The sequence below is a fragment of the Candidatus Zymogenus saltonus genome (genome assembly GCA_016929395.1).
Taxonomy (GTDB): Bacteria; Desulfobacterota; Zymogenia; order Zymogenales; family Zymogenaceae; genus Zymogenus; species Zymogenus saltonus.
Genome location: JAFGIX010000059.1, coordinates 1 through 18,616 on the forward strand (window position 1 = coordinate 1; position 18,616 = coordinate 18,616).

The 18,616-nt window shown below is 55.8% G+C and carries 16 protein-coding genes; 11 read left to right on the forward strand and 5 right to left on the reverse strand.

Translation table 11 applies throughout. The features are described from left to right. The 7 genes from JW984_11970 to JW984_12000 form a co-directional block, all read left to right on the forward strand. A partial coding sequence (locus JW984_11970; protein ID MBN1573904.1) for an ATP-grasp domain-containing protein occupies nucleotides 1-1,254 on the forward strand: 1,254 nt, incomplete at its 5' end. Nucleotides 1,255-1,322: 68 nt separating this feature from the next. Then, on the forward strand, nucleotides 1,323-2,465 hold the full coding sequence (locus JW984_11975) for a Gfo/Idh/MocA family oxidoreductase (protein MBN1573905.1): 1,143 nt from the start codon (nucleotides 1,323-1,325) through the stop codon (nucleotides 2,463-2,465). A gap of 133 nt (nucleotides 2,466-2,598) precedes the next feature. After that, the gene (locus JW984_11980) at nucleotides 2,599-3,063 is read left to right on the forward strand and encodes a biotin/lipoyl-binding protein (protein ID MBN1573906.1); all 465 of its coding nucleotides are present in this window, start codon (nucleotides 2,599-2,601) and stop codon (nucleotides 3,061-3,063) included. A gap of 290 nt (nucleotides 3,064-3,353) precedes the next feature. Next, on the forward strand, nucleotides 3,354-4,124 hold the full coding sequence (locus JW984_11985) for an enoyl-CoA hydratase/isomerase family protein (protein MBN1573907.1): 771 nt from the start codon (nucleotides 3,354-3,356) through the stop codon (nucleotides 4,122-4,124). Nucleotides 4,125-4,150: 26 nt separating this feature from the next. Beyond that, nucleotides 4,151-5,911, forward strand: coding sequence for a DUF1446 domain-containing protein (locus JW984_11990; protein MBN1573908.1), 1,761 nt, complete (start codon nucleotides 4,151-4,153; stop codon nucleotides 5,909-5,911). Nucleotides 5,912-6,337: 426 nt separating this feature from the next. Further along, nucleotides 6,338-6,904: a nitroreductase family protein gene (locus JW984_11995; protein MBN1573909.1), complete on the forward strand. Its 567-nt coding sequence runs from the start codon at nucleotides 6,338-6,340 to the stop codon at nucleotides 6,902-6,904. Between the two features lie 323 nt (nucleotides 6,905-7,227). Beyond that, complete coding sequence (locus JW984_12000) at nucleotides 7,228-8,652, forward strand: hypothetical protein (protein MBN1573910.1); 1,425 nt, start codon at nucleotides 7,228-7,230, stop codon at nucleotides 8,650-8,652. A gap of 127 nt (nucleotides 8,653-8,779) precedes the next feature. Here the strand turns inward: JW984_12000 and JW984_12005 are convergent, their stop codons facing one another. The 3 genes from JW984_12005 to JW984_12015 form a co-directional block, all read right to left on the reverse strand. Continuing rightward, entirely contained in the window at nucleotides 8,780-10,249 is a 1,470-nt protein-coding gene (locus tag JW984_12005) for an MFS transporter (protein ID MBN1573911.1), read from the reverse strand. A 64-nt stretch (nucleotides 10,250-10,313) separates the two neighbouring features. Then, complete coding sequence (locus JW984_12010; GenBank protein ID MBN1573912.1) at nucleotides 10,314-11,666, reverse strand: hypothetical protein; 1,353 nt, start codon at nucleotides 11,664-11,666, stop codon at nucleotides 10,314-10,316. A 55-nt stretch (nucleotides 11,667-11,721) separates the two neighbouring features. Then, nucleotides 11,722-12,921 carry an ROK family protein gene (locus JW984_12015; protein ID MBN1573913.1) on the reverse strand — a complete coding sequence of 400 codons (1,200 nt, stop codon included), beginning with the start codon at nucleotides 12,919-12,921 and terminating at the stop codon, nucleotides 11,722-11,724. A 245-nt stretch (nucleotides 12,922-13,166) separates the two neighbouring features. On the opposite strand from JW984_12015, the gene JW984_12020 reads away from it, so the two are divergent. From JW984_12020 to JW984_12035, 4 genes are read left to right on the forward strand one after another with little or no spacing between them, the layout of a single operon-like run. After that, the gene (locus JW984_12020; protein MBN1573914.1) at nucleotides 13,167-13,826 is read left to right on the forward strand and encodes a transaldolase; all 660 of its coding nucleotides are present in this window, start codon (nucleotides 13,167-13,169) and stop codon (nucleotides 13,824-13,826) included. Nucleotides 13,827-13,863: 37 nt separating this feature from the next. Next, on the forward strand, nucleotides 13,864-15,141 hold the full coding sequence (locus JW984_12025) for a DUF2088 domain-containing protein (protein ID MBN1573915.1): 1,278 nt from the start codon (nucleotides 13,864-13,866) through the stop codon (nucleotides 15,139-15,141). Between the two features lie 28 nt (nucleotides 15,142-15,169). Further along, nucleotides 15,170-15,448: a UxaA family hydrolase gene (locus JW984_12030; GenBank protein ID MBN1573916.1), complete on the forward strand. Its 279-nt coding sequence runs from the start codon at nucleotides 15,170-15,172 to the stop codon at nucleotides 15,446-15,448. A 31-nt stretch (nucleotides 15,449-15,479) separates the two neighbouring features. After that, nucleotides 15,480-16,643: a UxaA family hydrolase gene (locus JW984_12035; protein MBN1573917.1), complete on the forward strand. Its 1,164-nt coding sequence runs from the start codon at nucleotides 15,480-15,482 to the stop codon at nucleotides 16,641-16,643. A 179-nt stretch (nucleotides 16,644-16,822) separates the two neighbouring features. Here JW984_12035 and JW984_12040 read toward each other — a convergent pair whose 3' ends face one another. Further along, complete coding sequence (locus tag JW984_12040; protein MBN1573918.1) at nucleotides 16,823-17,659, reverse strand: EFR1 family ferrodoxin; 837 nt, start codon at nucleotides 17,657-17,659, stop codon at nucleotides 16,823-16,825. Nucleotide 17,660: 1 nt separating this feature from the next. Continuing rightward, nucleotides 17,661-18,488: a hypothetical protein gene (locus JW984_12045; protein ID MBN1573919.1), complete on the reverse strand. Its 828-nt coding sequence runs from the start codon at nucleotides 18,486-18,488 to the stop codon at nucleotides 17,661-17,663. Between the last annotated feature and the right edge of the window lie 128 nt (nucleotides 18,489-18,616).

Sequence of the window (18,616 nt, forward strand, 5' to 3'; positions counted from 1 at the left end):
TACGGCTTCCTGGCCGAGAACGCCGACTTCGCAAAGAGGTGCGAGGAGGCGAAGATTGTCTTCATCGGCCCGCCTGCAGGGGCGATAAGGGATTTGGGCGACAAGACGGTCGCCAGGAGGATGATGATCGAAGGTGGCGTTCCGGTAATCCCCGGGATGACCGAGCCCGAGGCCGATCCAAAGGAGATCGCAAAGGAGGCGGAAAAAATCGGCTATCCCGTCATCATCAAGGCGGCGGCCGGGGGCGGCGGCAAGGGGATGAGAATCGTTAACTCGAAAGGGGAGATCGAGGAGGCCGCAAACCAGGCGACGAGCGAAGCGAAGACCGCCTTCGGAAACGGCGCGATCTACCTCGAAAAATATATCGAGAGGCCGAGGCACATCGAGTTCCAGGTACTGGCGGACAAGGAGGGAAACACAGTCCACATCTTCGAGCGGGAGTGCTCCATCCAGAGGCGCCACCAGAAGATCATCGAGGAGACCCCCTCGACCTTCCTGACGCCGGAGCTGAGAGACGAGATGGGAAGGGCCGCGGTCTCCGCGGCAAAAGCCGCCGGCTACGTCAACGCGGGGACGGTGGAGTTCATCGTGGACGCAAACGGCAACTTCTACTTTCTCGAGGTGAACACGAGGCTTCAGGTGGAGCACCCGGTCACCGAGATGGTGACCGGTTTGGACCTCGTCAGAAAACAGGTGGAGATAGCCGCAGGCCTGCCACTCGGCATGAAGCAGGAGGAGATCAGGGCGTCCGGGCACGCCATCGAGGCGAGGATTTACGCCGAAGACCCGGAGAACAGCTTCTTCCCGTCGGTGGGGAATATCCTCTTCATGAAGGAGCCGACCGGCCCCGGCGTCAGGGTGGACTCCGGTATATACTCCGGCTTCACCGTCCCGATGGAGTACGACCCGATCCTCGCAAAGCTCGTCGTCTTCGCCGGGACGAGGGGGGACGCCATAAGGAGGATGGTAAGGGCGCTAAAAAATTACCCGATCCTCGGGATAAAGACCCCTGTACCGATGATAATAGACATCATCTCGTCGAAGCAGTTTCAAGACGGGGAGACATACACCGACTTCATCGAGGCCAATTTCAAGGACTGGAGGCCGTTAAGGAGCGACGCGGACGCTGCGGTTGCGGCCTATATTATCGATGAGATGTTAAAACCCAAGAGGGGTGCAGTTAGAATTGGCGACGCCTCCGAAGCCTCAATCCCAACGCCATGGGAGACGCTGGGGGGCTGGAGGATGGCGTAGGCTCCTAATCGGCACTTAGACTGACTTTGGCAAACACGTTTTTTTAATTACAGGTTAAGAGGGATGAAATGGCCCCGGACAAAATCAAGGTCGGGATAATAGGGTGCGGTCAGGTCTCCCGCGTGGGGCACGGCCTGGCCGTCAAGGCGGACGGGAGAGCGGTGGTCGCCGCAGCGGCCGACCCGGACGACGAGAACCGCGGGAGCTTTAGAAAGAAGTTCAAAGTACCCGCTGTTTTCTCCGACCACAGGAATATGTTCAAGGAGGCGGACCTCGACGCCGTTGTTATCGCCTCGCCGCCCTGGTTTCATCGGCAGCACCTGAAGGACTCGATCGACGCCGGCCTCCATATCCTCTGCGAGAAGCCGTTGGCCACGACACCCGGGGACGTCAGGGCTATGGTCGATATGGCAAGGGGCCACGACAAGATTGTCCAGGTAGGCCACTCGAAGCGCTTCGAGCCGGGATTTGGGCGGATAAAGGAGGAAGTCGACTCGGGTACGCTGGGCAGGATCTATCAATTGAGCATATACTGGCACTATTACATCCCCGACTTCAGAAAGGGGTGGCTCAAGAAGGCGATCGATTTTCTCAAAAAGCGGGGTATCGATCTGGAGAAGAAGTACGGGACGTGGCGCTACTTCGACAAGCGGGCGGGAGGGGGCGACTTCTTCGATCACGCCCCCCACTACATCGACCTGATGAGGTTCATATTCGGGGAGATCGAGTCGGTATACTGCGTGACGAGGAGGTTCATAGAGACCCGAGCCCACGAGGATTTGGCCTGCGCCGTACTGACCCTTAAAAACGACACGGTCGCCGTCTTCGAGAAGAGCACCCTCGTCATGGGACGACCCAGCGGATTCGAGATCGGCTACATCTACGGCGAAAAGGCGAAGATCTTTTTTGAGGCCTTCCAGGAGTACACCCACAAGAAGATGAAGCTTAAAAGTTACAAGCCAGTAAATATAATCCCGAACATCTACACGCCGATGAGGGTCCCCGGAGGGCTGAAGAACACCCTCTACTTCCGCCAGATGAGGCACTTCATCGATCGGATCGTCGGCCAAAAAACCGTTATCCCTAAATACGACGGCGAGTGGTCGGCGAGTATCGAGGACGCGGCGCTGGCGGTCTTATGGACGCTGGCGGGCTACAGGTCCGCCGAGGAGGGGCGGGAGATCAGGCGCGAAGAGCTCGACACGTTGTGATGGATTTTTGGTCTGATTTTAATATAACGGTTGGTGGAGTTTAAGAAAGTTGGAATACAGATTGAAGTTAGGTGACGGAGACCCGACGCCGGTCAGGGTGGAGGATGTGGTTAAGGGCGCCGATGGGGGAACGATGACCATTTTTGTCAACGAGCAGGAGATGGAGGTCTCATTTACGGCCGTCTCCGAGAACACGATTCGTCTCGAGATCGACGGGAGGGGTCGTACTGCCTACGTCGTAAACAGCGGCGGCGAGAAGGAGATCGTGATCGACGGCACGCCGTACGTGGTGCAGAACGCCGATATCATGGAGAGGAGGAGAGGGAAAAGCGGCGGAAAGGCGATTCCCACCGAGGTTACCCCTCCCATGCCTTCTGTGGTGATAAGGGTGCTCGTTGAGGTGGGGGACGAGGTCGAGGAGGGGTACGGGGTCGTGGTGGTCTCTGCCATGAAGATGGAAACGACCCTCTTTGCACCTTTTGCCGGGAAGGTCACCAAGATAAACGTCTCCGAGGGGGACAAGGTGGAGCCGGGGCAGATCTTGGTGGATATCGAGAGGGAGGACTCCGGGGAGGAGGGCGCTGCAAGTGGGGATTAGAAGCGCTTGTCATTCCCGCGAAAGCGGGAATCCAGAGCGGTGGGTTTTTGCGCGTTGGGTGGGCAGGTTGCACTAAAATTTTACTGGATTCCCGATCAAGTCGGGAATGACAGAATAGATTCCCAACGCTGTTGGTAATTATGGCATATATTCCCCGTCGAGCCGGGAATGAAAAAGTGTCATTCCCGCGAAAGCGGGAATCCAGAGCGTGGGGCGTCAGGCGGCGCAGTGGCGCCGGGAATAACCGTATAAATTTTATCATATCCATATCATTTGAGGAGGAACCGGCTATGTCGGAAGCTGATGTTGTGTATGTCGTTGAGGACGGCGTGGCGCGCCTCACTATAAACAGGGAGGCGAAGAGAAACTCGTTGAGCGTATCTGCCGTGGAGCTCCTACACGAGTATCTCGACAGGGTCAAAGACGACGCCGATGTCAGGGCCGTCCTGATTACCGGGGTGGGGGAAAAGGCCTTCTGCTCCGGCGCGGACCTCGCCGGCGGCGCAGGGGACGGCAAGGTGGACGTCTTCAAGAGATATGCCGATCTCTTGAAGAAGATCGTATCGTTTCCCAAGCCGACCGTTGCCAGGGTCAACGGCTACTGCCTGGCTGGGGGTATGGGGCTCATGCTTGCCTGCGACATCGTGGTCGCCAAGAAAGGCTCGAAGTTCGGGACGCCCGAGGTCAACGTGGGCCTCTGGCCTATGATGATCGGCGCCCTGATATTCAGAAATGCGGTCAGAAAGAGGGCGATGGAGATGATCCTCCTGGGGAACAGGATGTCGGCCGAAGAGGCGCTCGAGATGGGACTGGTAACCCGGGTCGTCGAGGACGAAGAGCTCGACAGCGAGGTGAATAAGGTCTTGAAGGTGCTGGCGGGAAAAAGCCCCATCGGGATGAAGATAGGAAAGGAAGCCTTCTACGCGATGGCGGACATGGGCTTCGAGGATGCCCTCGATTTTCTCTCCGGGAAGATAGCCGAGGTGGCCGCAACAGAGGACGCCATAGAGGGGATAACCGCGTTTATCGAGAAGAGGGACCCTGTCTTCAAGGGGAAATAGAAGTTGAGTTGAAGGGGGAATTAAAAATGACCGATGATAAAAAACTGATTATCGCAAACTGCAGCGGATTTTTCGGCGACCGCTTCAGCGCCGCCAAGGAGATGGTCGAGGGTGGCCCCATCGATTTTCTGACGGGGGATTACCTTGCCGAGCTAACCATGGCTATACTGTTTCGGAAGCGGCTCAAGGACCCGAAGGGAGGGTACGTATCGACCTTCCTGAAACAGATGGAAGAGGTCATGGGGACATGCATGGATAAAGGGATCAAGGTCGTGGCCAACGCCGGAGGGCTGAACCCGGCCGGCCTTGCCGAGAGCCTTCAGGGGGTGGCAAAGGAGCTCGGCGTAAGTCCCAAGATCGCCTACATCGAGGGGGACGACCTGATGGCGAGGCTGGAGGAGCTTAACGGGAAGGGAGAGGCCTTCACCCATCTCGACAAGGGGATCGGTCTCAAGGAGGCGGGGGCGAACCCGATCACCGCAAATGCCTATCTCGGCGGCTGGGGAATAACAAAGGCCCTCTACGAGGGGGCGGACATCGTGGTCACCGGCAGGGTGACTGACGCCTCCGTGATAAGCGGGCCGTGCGCGTGGAAGTTCGGCTGGAAGGTGGACGACTGGGACAGGCTCGCCGGGGCGTACGTAGCAGGCCACATCATCGAGTGCGGCGCCCAGGCCACCGGCGGGAACTACTCATTCTTCGAAGAGGTACCCTCCTTCAAGAACGTGGGATACCCGATAGCGGAGGTCTTCGAGGACGGCTCGTTTACCATCACCAAGCACCCGAACACCGGGGGCCTTGTGTCGGTTGATACTGTGAAGGCCCAACTCCTCTACGAGATAGGGGGGCCGGGTTATCTTACGCCGGATGTGATAGCGAGGTTTGACACGATAGAGATTTCCCAGGAGGGCAAAGACAGGGTTAGGGTGACGGGTGTCAAGGGTGAGCTGCCGACCGACACCACAAAGGTGTGCATGAACGTCCTCGGTGGGCACAAGAACTCCATGACGGTCATCATCACCGGCCTCGACATAGAGAAGAAGGCGAAGATCTTCGAGGATACCTTCTTCGACAGCATGGGGGGAAAGGACCAGTTCCAGAAGGTGCACGTGGAGCTGGTGAGGTCGGACAAGGATGACCCGTCAACGAACGAGGAGGCCTTCGCCCAGCTGAGGATCACCGTCATAGACCCGGACTCCAACAAGGCGGGGCGGCTCTTTTCTGCAAAGATTGTCGAGCTCGCGCTTGCCAGCATCCCCGGATTCACGCTCACCAGCCCCCCCACCAACGGGACACCCACGATCTTTCACTGGCCGGCCCTGGTTTCCAAGGAGCATTTAGTCCAGAGGGTTTACGTTAACGGGAGCGAGTTTCAGGTAGTGTCGGCAAAGGCCGAGGGGAAGGCGGAGTCCATAAAACCCATCGAGGTGAAGATACCTGATGTGCCCAAGGGGAAGATGGTTAAAATACCCCTGGGCCGCGTCTACGCCACCCGCTCCGGGGACAAGGGGGGGAACGCGAACCTAGGCGTCTGGGGGAAGAGTCCTGAGGCGTTCTCGTACCTGAGGGAGTACCTGACGACGAAAAGGCTCAAGGAGCTTCTCCCCGACATGGCGCCCTACGAGATAGACCGCTACGAGCTCCCTAACCTGCTTGCGCTCAACTTTTACATCCACGGCGTTCTGGGTGAGGGGGCGGCGGCCTCCGTCAGGATGGACCCTCTGGCGAAGTCGCTGGGGGAATACTTGAGGGCAAAGATGATCGACGTGCCGGAGTCTCTTGTCTAATGTCTAAAGGGATTTGTTTATAAGTGTCCAAAGATTGATAGAACCGGGAATTCAGGGGGCGGGTCACCGGGTGGCGTCTGTTATTCCCTTGGGAAGTGGGATTTTAAATAACATGTCATTCCCGCGCAAGCGGGAATCCAGATTAATATCTTACTGGATTCCCGGTCGAGCTGGGAATGACAGCATAGATTCCCGGTCGAGCTGGGAATGACAGCATAGATTCCCGGTCGAGCTGGGAATGACAGCATAGATTCCCAGTCGAGCTGGGAATGACAGAATAGCAGCCCCTGTATCTGCATAAGCAGTACGGGCAAAACCCACTGGGGCATGTTAATACAATTATGCAAGTCTGTCCTTGCTGCCCGTTGTCTGAAAGGCAACAATTGAACGGCAGGATATTGAAGAGATAGAAAGAAGGATTTTTTTATGGAGTTAAGAGAGATTTTGAGGCGGCGGCGGTCCGTAAGGTCATTTCAGGAGAGGGAGGTTCCAACGGAGCTTGTGAAAGAGGTCATCGCCGATGCGTGCCTCGCGCCGAGCTCAGGAAACGGCCAGCCTTGGAAGTTTATTGTCGTCAACGACCAGGATACGATAAGGAGGCTGTCGGACGAGAGCAAGGCGGCGCTTCTCTCAGATATTGAGAAGGACCCGAAGTTGTCGGTCAATAGATACGCGGGCGCCATCAAAAACGAGGAGTTTAACGTTTTCTACAACGCCCCGTGCCTCGTCCTTATTGTGGGGGAGAGAAAGCTCAATTCCCTCCCTGTGGACTGCGCCCTCGCGGCGTCCTATTTCATGTTTTCGGCGGCCGAAAGGGGATTGGGGACATGCTGGGTCGGCCTCGGATCGCAGATACGTAGCAGGAAGACGAGGGAGGAGATTGGCCTCCCCGATGATTATGCAATTGTGGCGCCAATAGCGGTCGGCTACCCGGAGAGGGTGCCGGAGCCCACGCCGAGAAACGCGCCGAAGATCCTCAAGGTTATCGACTGACCTGAAATGATATATTATGTCATTCCCGCGAAAGCGGGAATCCAGCAATATATGTCATTCCCGTGAAAACGGGAATCCAGAGGGATGGGTGTTTGTGTGTTGGGAGGGCGGGTGACACTGATATTTAACTGGATTCCCAATCGAGTTGGGAATGACAGAATAAGTTCCCAGAAAAGCTGGGAATGACAGTATAGATTACCAATAGAGTTGGGAATGACAGCATAGATTCCTGTGGGTCGGGCGGCACTGACAATACAAATTATTTCCCTTTCCCTCTCTATGATGATAAAATAGAAGTCGTGTCTTTGAAATAGGAGGTAAAAATGAAAGGGGAAGACTATAAAATAAAAACAGCTGGCTTGAAACTCGGTTTTTCAAGGGGGGTGCCCGCCTTCCTTTGCTTAATCCTCTTTGCCTTCTTTACTGTTGTGCTGATATTTCCCCTGTCCGCCCAGGCGGCGCCGGTGAAGATCATCTTTCTCCATCACTCCTGCGGCCAGGGGCTGATAAACGGCGGGAACGTGAGAGAGGGACTGACGGCGAAGGGGTATCAATTTTACGACCACGGCTACAACGAGGAGGGGCTTAGAGACGCAAAAGGTTCGTACACCGGCAGGAACTTCAACGTCCCCGGAGACAACACCGACCCGGACGGCTATGCCGCGATATTCACCCAGAAGCTAACATCGCCCCCGAAAAACACGTTTAGCCACCTGATACAGTACGACGTTATACTCTTCAAGTCATGCTTCCCGGTAAGCAACATAGAGAGCGACGAGCAGCTCAACCAGTACAAGTCCTACTACCGCACCATCATAAACAGGATGGACCAATACCCGAACAAGACCTTCATCATCGTAACCCAGCCGCCCCTCGTTCCTAACGAGACCAGCCCCGCCGCCGCAAGGCGCGCCAGGGCGTTTACAAGCTGGCTCAAGTCCGACGGGTTCCTCAATGGCCGCAAGAACGTCTTCGTCTTCGACTTCTTTGACCTCCTCGCCGGAGGCGACAACATGCTAAAGCCGGGGTACCGCGTGGGCAACCACGACTCCCACCCTAACGACAGGGCGAACCGGGAGATCGGCCCGAAGTTCGTGAGCTTTATCGAAAGCGTGATAAAGAAGAGGGGCGTTGTCGGGTCTGGCCCCATGCCGAAGGAAACCGCCGCCGAGGAGCCGCCGGAGATAGAAGAATCCCCGCCGGCGGAGACTATACCTGAGACAAGGACACCCAAAAGCCCCGCGGTAAAGTCTTCTTTGATTGACGGCTTCGAGACCGACTCTCCCAACTGGGAGGTGGGGGCCGGCGACGGGTCCACCGTGGAGATAAAATTCGACGAGGGGAAGAAGAAGAGCGGAAACCGCTCCTTGAAGGCAAACTACAGCGTAAAGAGGGACGGGTGCGGCGGCTTCGGCCGCTACTTCGATAGCCATCAGAACTGGGGCGCCTACGGCGGATTCTCGGTCTGGATATATTCCGAGAAGGGGGGAGAGGATATGACCCTGATCCTATTTTCCGGGGAGGTGGGGAGTGCCACCCCCTTCGAAACCGGCTTCAGGACCGCCAGCGGCTGGAAGCTCTATTCATTTTTGTGGTCGGAGTTCAAGAGGTCCGGATGGGCGAGTGAGGGGGGACTTACAAAGATTGACCCGAAGAAGATGACTGGATTCGGCGTAAACGTATGCGATTACAGCAAGAGCATCAAGGGGACGATCTGGCTCGACGACATCGGCCTCGTCTCCAAGTAGGGTGTGAGGGAAGCGGCCATCCCCTAACATCTTTCGGATAAAAAAACCTGGGGTCGGAATCGGATTCAATATCTTGAATAGATTCCGCCCCTTTTTTGTTTATCGATGTTCAGTTATCTAAATTCCCTTAAGCCTTTCCCTTCCACCTGTCGGGAGAGCCGGTGAGCGCCGTCAATATTCTTTCCTTCTCCTCCTCCGATAATCCCATATCGTCGTAGTCGTCACCCTTGCGACGCCTTATCTCGTTCATGCAGACGGCGTGGGTGTGGGAGTTTAGGGGGAACTTCGTCGTGAAGTAGACGGTGACGATTATGAATAAGATCGGAACGATACTGAACAGTATCCTGATCATTTTTACGGCTTCTTCCCCCTGGACGTCGAGCTTGCCGTCGTAGTCCGCAAACCCGAGGCAGAGGGGAATCGCCGCCAGGGCGAGACCCGAGGAGATCTTCCTGATGAAGGTGAAGAAGCCGGCGTAGACCCCCTCCCTCCTCTTTCCGGTCATCAGCTCGTCCACATCTGAGATGTCCGGGAGCATCGCCCAGGGGAGGATTGCGACGGCCGACGTCCCCATGCCGACGACAAAGGCGTAGGCGTAGAGGAAAGTGTTGGGGATATCCGCCGGGAAAAACCAGGCGGTGGACATCGCAACGCCCCAGATAATAAGCCCTATTGTCATCGAGGTCTTCTTGGAGGTTCGGTTTGCGATGACGATATAGACCGGTAAAAAGATCATCTCCACGAACAGCAGTGTTCCCAAGAGGGCCGAGCCCATAGATTCCCGGCCGAGGTAATATTTCAGGAAGTAGAGGAACGTGGCCATGAGGATGTCGAAGGCGACGAAGGCGAAGATGTAAAGCCCCAAGAGATAGAGGAAGGAGCGGTTCCTGGAGGATTCCTTAAACGACTCCCAGAAGGGGAGGGGCTTTGACCGCTGGTACTCCGGGCGCTCGTAGGAGAAGAAGAAGGAGCTGATGAAGGGAAGCGCATAGAATAACCCGAATATCCCCGCCATCACCGCGTGGCCGGTTCCGGCGTCCGTAAATTTTGCTACGATAAGGCCCGGAAGGGCCGCCGAGAGGAGGCTCGAAAAGATGGAGAAGACCCCCCTGTAGCCGGAGATACTGCTCCTCTCGTCGTAGTCGGTGGTCAGCTCCGGGATGATGGCGTTAAAAGGAATCATGACCATCGTGAAGACCGTCCTGAAGAAGAGATGCGTAACCAGGAAATAGATAAATATTCCGATCTGATTTTCCTGATTCTCTCCCACCTTCAGCGGAAGCCACATCAAGAAAAACGAGATGGCGACCGGAAGGATGGCGATTATGAAGTAGACCCTTCTCCTCCCCCAGCGGCTCTTCGTCTTGTCGGAGAGTATCCCCATAAGCGGGTCTGTAATCGCGTCCCAGACCTTGGCGATGACCATGTTCAGCGTGATGAAGATAAAGCCAAGGTAAACGACATCGGTCAGAAAGATCGTGTAGTAGACTCCGATAAGGACGAACGACCCGCCCCCGAGGAAGTCCCCAAGGCCGAAGAAGAACTTGTAGTACCAGGGAAGCTTCTCGCCGGGAAAGGGTTTTGTTAGCGGTGACATATTTTACTCCTTAAAAAAAAGTATGTTTCGTAAAAAATCGCTGCTCTATTACTTACGCTATTGCTTAAGATATTATGACAAGCTCGATGTTCATAAGCTTGGCAAAATGCTTAAGCCTCTCGACAACGTCGCCGTAGACGACCGCGTAGTGGTGGGCCGTCCCGAGTTCGAAGAGTTTATCCAGCAGTATGTACGCATCTACCTCCGGGACGACCTCGCTCCAGTTGCCGCGCAGCGTGTAGGACGGCTCTACCGCCTCACCCCGAAAGGCCACGATCTTGTGTTCCCCCTCGGGCGTTACGATAATACGCCCCACCGTCACTTTGCCCGACTTCAGCGGGAACTCGAGGGTGTTTCCCCTGTCGTCACCCCGGTACTGCTTGTTTATCTTGGGAGTAAAATCTTTGGAGCAGAGCGAGCCGGGCGCTGCCCCGCAGTGCCAGAGGTAGAGGTTCTTCGTCTCCCTGTCGATATGGATCAGATCGGCGAACCAGGGGGAGGTGCCGGTAAGGAGATAATAGATATACATGGTGAGGGTCCCGTAGAAGTCGTTCTCGCAGCCGGTCATTATCCCCTCGTCCGTTAGCCTCCCGTTTATCATGCAGGTGTTGAGCCCCCGCCTCATAAGCTCCGGCCAGCACTTGATGCCGAGGTAGTCTATCTCGTTTTCCCTGATGAACTGTCTTATGGCGAGAAAGAGCCTCGACGATTTTGCGTTCGACTCATCGTCCGCCAGCCCCATCTCCCCTAACTTCATCATTTCGGCGATGTCCCTTTTGACATCAACATCGTCGATATTGTCGTAGCGCTCGAGGATATCCAGAAGCTCCCCATGGACCGTCCTTATCGAGAACTTTTTTAAAACCTCCGGCTCGTCGAACGTGGAGCTGTAAAAGCCGGGGGGGCGGGAGCCTATGGAGCCGTAGGTCGATCCCTCGACCATCTTCTTTGCTAAGACCGAGGCGATGATGTCGTTTAGTTTATCTCTCGCCTCTTCCCTCTCCGGGTTGCCGTAGATGTAAAATACCGTCCTGCCGATCCTTTTCAGGGTGGCGGCGTTCATCATGGTGCCGCACAAGGAATTCCGCTCGATGGAGCCGGAGTCGAAGGGGAGCTCCTCCAGCGCCCAGAGGAGTACCGGGGCATCCCCGAAAGTTTTCAGTATCTTCAGCATGACGTTGTCCCAGGTAAAGGCCCCCTGGACGAGGATCACGAGGTCCATCCTCTTTCCTTTAAGCTCATCGAGGCCGTCCTCCTTCCGGTAGGTGTACTCTTTTATCGGCTCCCTGGAGCGGAAGAGGTTCACCCTCCCGTCGTCCTTAAGGAGCGCTATCGCCTCTTCAAAGGCCTCCAGCGAAAGACCGACGGGAAAGTGGGGGGCCGATGTCATCGTAATGTAGACGTCTATCTTTTTCATGTCACCCTTTTTTTAGATATTGTTTGCATTGCCTTCATATGAAATATTGGATCGGCTATCTCTCCTCCTCGTGGAATCTCCACTCCTCCCCGATCAGTCGATGGCATATCCCGATGGCGGCTATCTCCGGGCCGATGTCGAGGTAGTCGAAGTCGGCGTTTCTGAAGTGGCTGATGTACCCGCCGTCCTCGAAGTGCTCGGCCGTTATCTCCTTTATTCTCTTTATCGGGTCCCCGTATATTTTGAATAGCTCGCCGGTCAATATGACGAGGTCGGGAACCGTCACGTTTATGACGTTAAGGAGCGCGATGGTAAAGAGTTTGAGCCTCCTGTCGAGCTCCCTTTTGATCTCGCCGCTTCCGTTTCGGTATTCACCGGCCAGGCGGTCTAGTAGCGCTGTGTCTTTTGCGTTCCCATCGTCTTCAATCATCTCCGGCGCTATCTTAATGAAGCTGTTTAACGAAAAGTAGCAGTCGAGGCAGCCCGACCTCCCGCAGATGCACCGGGCCTTCTCGTCGGTCACCTTGATGTGGCCGAATTCGCCCCTGTCGGTCACGACCCTCCCCTTGTGGATGAGGCCGCTTGCCGCCCCCGACCTCGCCGATACAAAGAGGACGGTCTCCCGCTCCTCGGCGGCGCCGCCGTTGTTGAGGATATATTCGATCATGCTCCTGACGTTGTGGTCCGCCACAATCCTCTTTTCAGGGGCTGTCTTCGATATCAGGTCGATGAAGTTGACATTGGCAAGGGAGGGGATGAAGGTATAGGATTTCAGTATGCCGGCCTCGTGGTCGATGTCGCCCGGAACGGAGCAGCCGACTGCCGCGATCCCGCCGTCCGGCCCGGAGTAGTTGGAGACGATCGATTCGATATGGGAGGTGAAAAGCTCGATGAACTCGTCTTTGCCCACCGAGGAGGGGAGCCTCGTTGTGGACTGCTCAACTTCCCTTCTGGAGAAGCTGACCACGCTTGAAAAAATGCCGGAGTCATTAAACATCGTGCCGAGGTAGAGCCTCCTTTTGTGGTTCAGGTCGTAGAATTGTGCCCTCCTCCCCTTTTTTTTCTGTTCGCCGACAGCAATAACGATGAGCCCCTCCTCGATAAGCGAGTCGAATATCGAGATGATCGTGTCCATCGAGTAGCGGGAGAGCTCCCTCGCCTGCGCCTTGGAGAGGGGGCCGTTTTGGCGGAAGAGGTCGATGATGTGGTTTCTCTTGTTTATCTTCCTTCGGTCTATCTTTGCTCCGTGGGCCATAATATCTTATAGTTCTTATAGTTATGGGGAGGTTTTCTCAAATCAGGTTCATTTAAAAAAACCGTCGATCGACCTTTTTCGACCTTGCAATTTTATCGTTATCGATATATAATAGGCCGGTTTTTTCGATAAATCAAGCGTTTTTTCCCATTGTTCCTGGGTGGACGGGCTTAGTTGAGGTCAACAAAATGCATCCGGAGAGATCGAAAAACGCCATGACAATAGAAAAGGAGGTATGTATCGAGATGAAATATTTTTTGGACAGCGCAAAGCTGGACGAGATAAGGTACGCCTTTGATAACTGGGGGATAGACGGCGTCACCACGAATCCGAGACACATCCTCCTGTCGGGGAAGCCTTTCAGGACCGTGATTACCGAGCTCGCGGGCGAGTTCAAGGGGGTCGATTTCCCCATATCGGTCGAGGTCAACCCCCATCTTGCGACCGCCGCCGAGATGATCGTGGAGGCAAAAGAGCTCTCCGCCACATCGGAAAACTTCGTTGTCAAAATACCGTGCACAGAACAAGGCCTGGTAGCGACAAAGGAACTTTTCGAGGCGGGCGTAAAGACAAACGTCACCCTGGTCTTTTCCCCCTCCCAGGCGATACAGGCGGCGAGGGCTGGGGCCTGGTTCGTCTCCCCGTTCATCGGGTGGAAGGAGTCGAGCGGCGAGGGCTGCGCCGACTTCGTATCGAGCATCGTTGCGATATACGAGAACTACGCCTTCGACACCGAGATCATAGTCGCGGCGGTGAGGAGCGGAAAGCAGATCGTGGATGCGGCGGTGGTGGGGGCGGACATCGTCACCGCGGGGTTCGACGTCTACAGGGACTCCTTTACCCACCCCTTCACCGACGAGGGTCTGAAGAGATTCAGGGACGCCTGGGACAAGACGGAGAAATGATCTAATGTTAAATCCAAACGTGGGCGCCTCATAGAATATGAAGGTCGTTGTCAGATACAGGAGTTACGGGGGTGAGAGGGAGGTTACGATCGACCCGGGCACCCCGAGCGATAGTGTCGACCTCGAGGTCGTCTCGCCGGCGGAGGGCGTGAAGGCTCTGACGGACGGCGAGATAGTGGAGGCTCTGAACCTCCCCTTCGAGCCGGGCACGGGTACGCTCTACATCGTAAACGACCTCGACCGGCCTACGCCGACGGAGAGGCTCCTTAGGCTGTTAGCAGGGCGCTATCCTGGGGCGCACTCGGGGGACGTGATCGTCGCCACCGGCGCCCACAAGGTCCCGGATTCGGTTAAGGAGGCGGAAAGGAGGATTCTGGGAAGGCTCTCCGATTCCTTCTCGGGGAGGATACACTTCCACGACTCGACCGCCGACCCAAAGGTCCTGGTGGGGAGGACGCCGAGGGGAACGAAAGTCGAGGTATCGAGCCGCCTCTTCGAGTACGACAATATCGTGGCTGTCGGGAGCGTTGAGCCGCACTGGTTTGCCGGGTACACCGGCGGGAGAAAGTCGATCGTCCCCGGGGTCGCCTCCTTTGAGACTATAAGACAGAACCACTTTCTGGCGCTTTCAAAAGGCAGCGGGCCCGTGGTAACGGCAGGCAACCCGGTCTACGAGGACATTCAGGACGCCGCATCCCTCGTTGTGAAAAGGCTTAAGGAAAAAAATGTGGAGGTTTTCGGGATAAACGTGGTCTCCAGGGGGGAGAATATCCACGGCGTCTTTTGCGGGCCGATTCTGGACTCCATAACACCCCTGTTTGACAAGGTGGAATATATATATATCAAGGAGGCCGATCGGGCAGACATCGTTATCGCGGTTGCGGAGGCCCCGATGGACAGGGACCTCTATCAGGCTATGAAGTCGTTCGAAAACGTGAGGGGGGCGATAAAAATGGGCGGATCCTACATTCTCGTCGCCTCCTGCCCGGACGGGGTCGGCCCGCCCCACTTCTCCGAGACGATGGGACTCGCATCGAGGGGGGACGCGCTCACAGAGCGTCTCTCAGGCGGTTACCGCCTCGGCGACCATAAGTTCAAAAATCCGATCGGTTTCATCGACGGCGGGGGGACGATGACGGTCGTCTCCGAGGCGTTATCTCGAACGGGGTATGGCGGGGAAGCCGGCTTCTTTACGGTATGCGGAACGCTTAAGGACGCCCTGAGAAAAGAGGTGGAGAGACAGGGGGGCGGTGGGGGCGACGTGAGGGTTCTTGTCGTTATGGACGCCGTTAATCTCGTTGTGGTGCCGAAATAGAAAAAATAGATATTGAGGGAGGCTTTCGATGGTTCAACTTCTTGTGCATGGAGTGGGGGACAACGTGGCGGTCGTCGTCTCGGATATTAAAAGGGGGGATGTGGTCAAGGGCCTCAACATGGAGAGCGGGGATGAATTCGAGATAGAGTCGAATGCCGACATCCCCTTCGGCCACAAGATCGCCCTTGTGGATTTCAATGTGGACGACACGGTTATCAAGTACGACAACGACATTGGGAGGGTAGTGGCTGAAATTAAAAAGGGGGATCACGTCCACGTCCACAACGTGAAGACGAAGAGGTGGTGAAAATCAGCGGTTCAATGGAGAGATCAATACGATGAAAGAGTTTACTTTTATGGGCTACAGGCGGGAGAACGGCAGGGTCGGCGTCAGAAACCACGTTCTTATCTTGCCTCTCGATGACATATCAAACGCCGCGGCCGAAGCGGTGGCGAATAACGTCAAGGGGACGCTCGCGGTCCCCCATGGTTACGGCCGGCTTCAGTTCGGCGAGGACTTGGAGCTTTTTTTCCGCACGATGATAGGGACCGGGAGAAACCCGAACGTCGCCGCCGTTGTGGTGATCGGGATCGAGGAGGGGTGGACGAAGAGGTTAGTTAACGGGATCGCGGAGACCGGAAAGCCTGCATGTGGGTTTTCCATCGAGAGGCACGGCGACCTCAAGACTATCGAGGCGGCCTCAAGAAAGGCGCTGGAGTATGTCAAGGACGCGACGGAGCTTCAACGGACCGAGTGCGGGGCGTCGGAGCTCTACGTCTCGATAAAGTGCGGCGAGTCGGACACCACGTCGGGACTTGCCTCCAACCCCAGCGTTGGCGAGGCGGTGACGACGCTTCTCGACATGGGGGGCACCGTCTCCTTCGGCGAGACCTCGGAGATAACGGGGGCCGAGATGGTGGTGGTGGAACGTGCCGCCACCAAAGAGGTCGGGGAGGAATTTTACAGGGTCTGGAAGGCCTACGACGACTTCATAAACGAGGTGAAGACCGACGACCTTTCCGACTCCCAGCCGACCAAGGGGAACATCGCCGGGGGGCTCACCACCATCGAGGAAAAGGCCTTCGGCAACATCCAGAAGATCGGAAAGACGGCAAGGTACATCGGGGTCTTGAAGCCCGCAGAGGAGCCGAGGGGTAAGGGTCTCTGGTACATGGACACATCTTCGGCCGCCGCCGAGGCTGTGACCCTCTGGATGGCGTCCGGCGCCGTAATCCACCTATTCCCCACGGGGCAGGGAAACGTCATCGGAAACCCGGTGACCCCGGTAATCAAGCTCTCGGCGAATCCGATCACGGTCGAGACGATGTCGGAGCATATCGACCTCGACGTCTCGGATATACTCAAAGGGAGCCTATCGCTTACGAAAGCGGGGGAGATACTGGTCGATCTGACGAGGAGGACGGCAAACGGGAGGTTGACGGCGGCCGAAGTCCTGGGCCACCGGGAGTTCGTCCTGACCAAGCTCTACAGGAGCGCGTGAGCGGGGCCAACCGGTTGGCGATTAACGTCTGCCGGTCGTCATCCTTTGATCCGCGATAAACAAATATACAAGAGCTTTGATGGAGACCGAGAGACGAACGCCCGCCGAAAATCTTTATAGACGGGATGTCGGCCTGTTTTGCGGCGGAAGAGAGGGGATATCCGCCTCCCCAGCCATACTTACGGCTCGGCAATCCTTATCCCGTTAAGTTTGAGAAACTCCTTAAAGCCGTAGACCTTTTTCCCCATGAACGTCATGACGACGGCACCGGCGGGACAGTTGTTGACGCATCCCAGGCAGGCGATGCACCTCTTTGTGTTCACGCTGAAGCGGGAGAGGTCTATCGCCCCTACGGGGCACCCCTTCACGCAGATCTCGCATTCGGTGCAGAGGTTCTTGTCTATCGTGTGGGTCCCGGTGATTAATTTGCTTATCCATATCATCGGAAGATATTTGAACAACTCGTTTATATCGAGCTTCTTCCTCGCCTTGATCTCCACTCCGTCTTCGACGTTTTTCAGGATTTGTTTCGCAAACTCCCTCACACTTTCGTAGGTCGCCTCGTTAGGGAGGTGGCTGAATTTCAATATTCGCCTCTCGTTTCCCAAAGACCATGTGGGGGCGTAGGAAGACATGTTCCCGAACGTGGCCGCGCCGACCGGGACCCCACCCTTTTTAGATAACCGCCTCAAAAGCTCTACGGCGGTGTTGTGCTGGTTTCCCCCGTCGCCCCCGAACGTGGCGAATGACGCCACCGAGGCGCCATTGAGGTCTTTAATCGACGCGGCCCAATTACTCACGTTTTCCGGGACGTCGTAGTAGAAGACCGGCGTTCCGGCGACTACGATGTCGTATCGAACGGCACCCGCGGGGTCGACCTCGCCTATCGCGAGGGCGTCCGTTTTGACGCCCGAATCCTTAAAAACCCTCGCTATGAGCTTTCCGTATCTCTTCGTGTGTCCCGTCTGGCTGTACCAGCAGACGAGAGCGCGCCTGTCATTTTTCTTTTTGGTCAATTTACAAAAGCCTCCTTATAGGGTGAAGCAGTAGAAAAATCCTCATGTCCCGCTTGAGCGTCGGGGGAAGGAGCGACACGACCCCGATGTTGTTTACCTCCGCATGCATCCCGACGATAAGGCCGATGCACTTCAGGTCGTCCTCCCTTATATCCACGGCGAAGACCGGGCCGCCGGAGTCCCCCCTGGAGAATTTGACCTCCGCCGTGATGATCAGCTCGTCTTCCGTGGTCAGCGACGTCCTCGCGTTTGGAATGGAGACCTGTCCCCTCTTCTCCACCAGCACGATGTCCCTGCCGTAGCCCATGTAGTAGGTGAATATCTCCTTTTCCGCCGGGGGGGCGCCTATCTCGAAGGTGTCCGTATAGGGGACATTCCTGTTCGAGAGGAGGTGAAGAAGGACGATGTCGTAAGACTCATACCTCTTGACCGGCTTCATCTTGAATATCTTGCTTTTGTAGAGGATGCCGAACCTGTCGGTCTTTTTAAAGTCGACGTGGGACGCCGTCATGCAGAAAAGATTACCCTTGTATTTGAACAGGACACCGCTTCCCATGCCGGAGCCGGTTATTATCTTATGGACGCCGACATGGAGCGCCTTCAGCTGGTCCTGGCTTATCAGCACGGTCGTCCGGGCGTAGTCGTGGCTGGGGGAGTTGAAGAGATAAGGGCTAAAAAAGAGATATATGATATAAATGGTTACGAGGGAGACGACCGATATGACGATTGTCCTCTGGCTCTTCCTCCTTGCAGCAGTGTCGATGCCGCGCCTTATCGGGGTGATTATCCTCGTCCTTTTCTTTATCCTCAATATCTTTGTCTGCTTCATGGCCACTGTTCAAAAAACCGACCGTCCTATTTTAGTATTTTATTTTAGGTGATTGTAAAAGATTTGCCACCATGATAAGGTAAATCATGGACATCAAATCTTTCCAAAGTATTGTAAAAACAGAGAAA

Excerpts from the sequence above, each read along its gene's own strand:
- JW984_11975 (MBN1573905.1), top strand. The coding sequence starts at position 1,323 with ATGGCCCCGGACAAAATCAAGGTCGGGATAATAGGGTGCGGTCAGGTC.
- JW984_11980 (MBN1573906.1), top strand. The coding sequence starts at position 2,599 with ATGACCATTTTTGTCAACGAGCAGGAGATGGAGGTCTCATTTACGGCC.
- JW984_11985 (MBN1573907.1), top strand. The coding sequence starts at position 3,354 with ATGTCGGAAGCTGATGTTGTGTATGTCGTTGAGGACGGCGTGGCGCGC.
- JW984_11990 (MBN1573908.1), top strand. The coding sequence starts at position 4,151 with ATGACCGATGATAAAAAACTGATTATCGCAAACTGCAGCGGATTTTTC.
- JW984_11995 (MBN1573909.1), top strand. The coding sequence starts at position 6,338 with ATGGAGTTAAGAGAGATTTTGAGGCGGCGGCGGTCCGTAAGGTCATTT.
- JW984_12000 (MBN1573910.1), top strand. The coding sequence starts at position 7,228 with ATGAAAGGGGAAGACTATAAAATAAAAACAGCTGGCTTGAAACTCGGT.
- JW984_12005 (MBN1573911.1), bottom strand. The coding sequence starts at position 10,249 with ATGTCACCGCTAACAAAACCCTTTCCCGGCGAGAAGCTTCCCTGGTAC.
- JW984_12010 (MBN1573912.1), bottom strand. The coding sequence starts at position 11,666 with ATGAAAAAGATAGACGTCTACATTACGATGACATCGGCCCCCCACTTT.
- JW984_12015 (MBN1573913.1), bottom strand. The coding sequence starts at position 12,921 with ATGGCCCACGGAGCAAAGATAGACCGAAGGAAGATAAACAAGAGAAAC.
- JW984_12020 (MBN1573914.1), top strand. The coding sequence starts at position 13,167 with ATGAAATATTTTTTGGACAGCGCAAAGCTGGACGAGATAAGGTACGCC.
- JW984_12025 (MBN1573915.1), top strand. The coding sequence starts at position 13,864 with ATGAAGGTCGTTGTCAGATACAGGAGTTACGGGGGTGAGAGGGAGGTT.
- JW984_12030 (MBN1573916.1), top strand. The coding sequence starts at position 15,170 with ATGGTTCAACTTCTTGTGCATGGAGTGGGGGACAACGTGGCGGTCGTC.
- JW984_12035 (MBN1573917.1), top strand. The coding sequence starts at position 15,480 with ATGAAAGAGTTTACTTTTATGGGCTACAGGCGGGAGAACGGCAGGGTC.
- JW984_12045 (MBN1573919.1), bottom strand. The coding sequence starts at position 18,488 with ATGAAGCAGACAAAGATATTGAGGATAAAGAAAAGGACGAGGATAATC.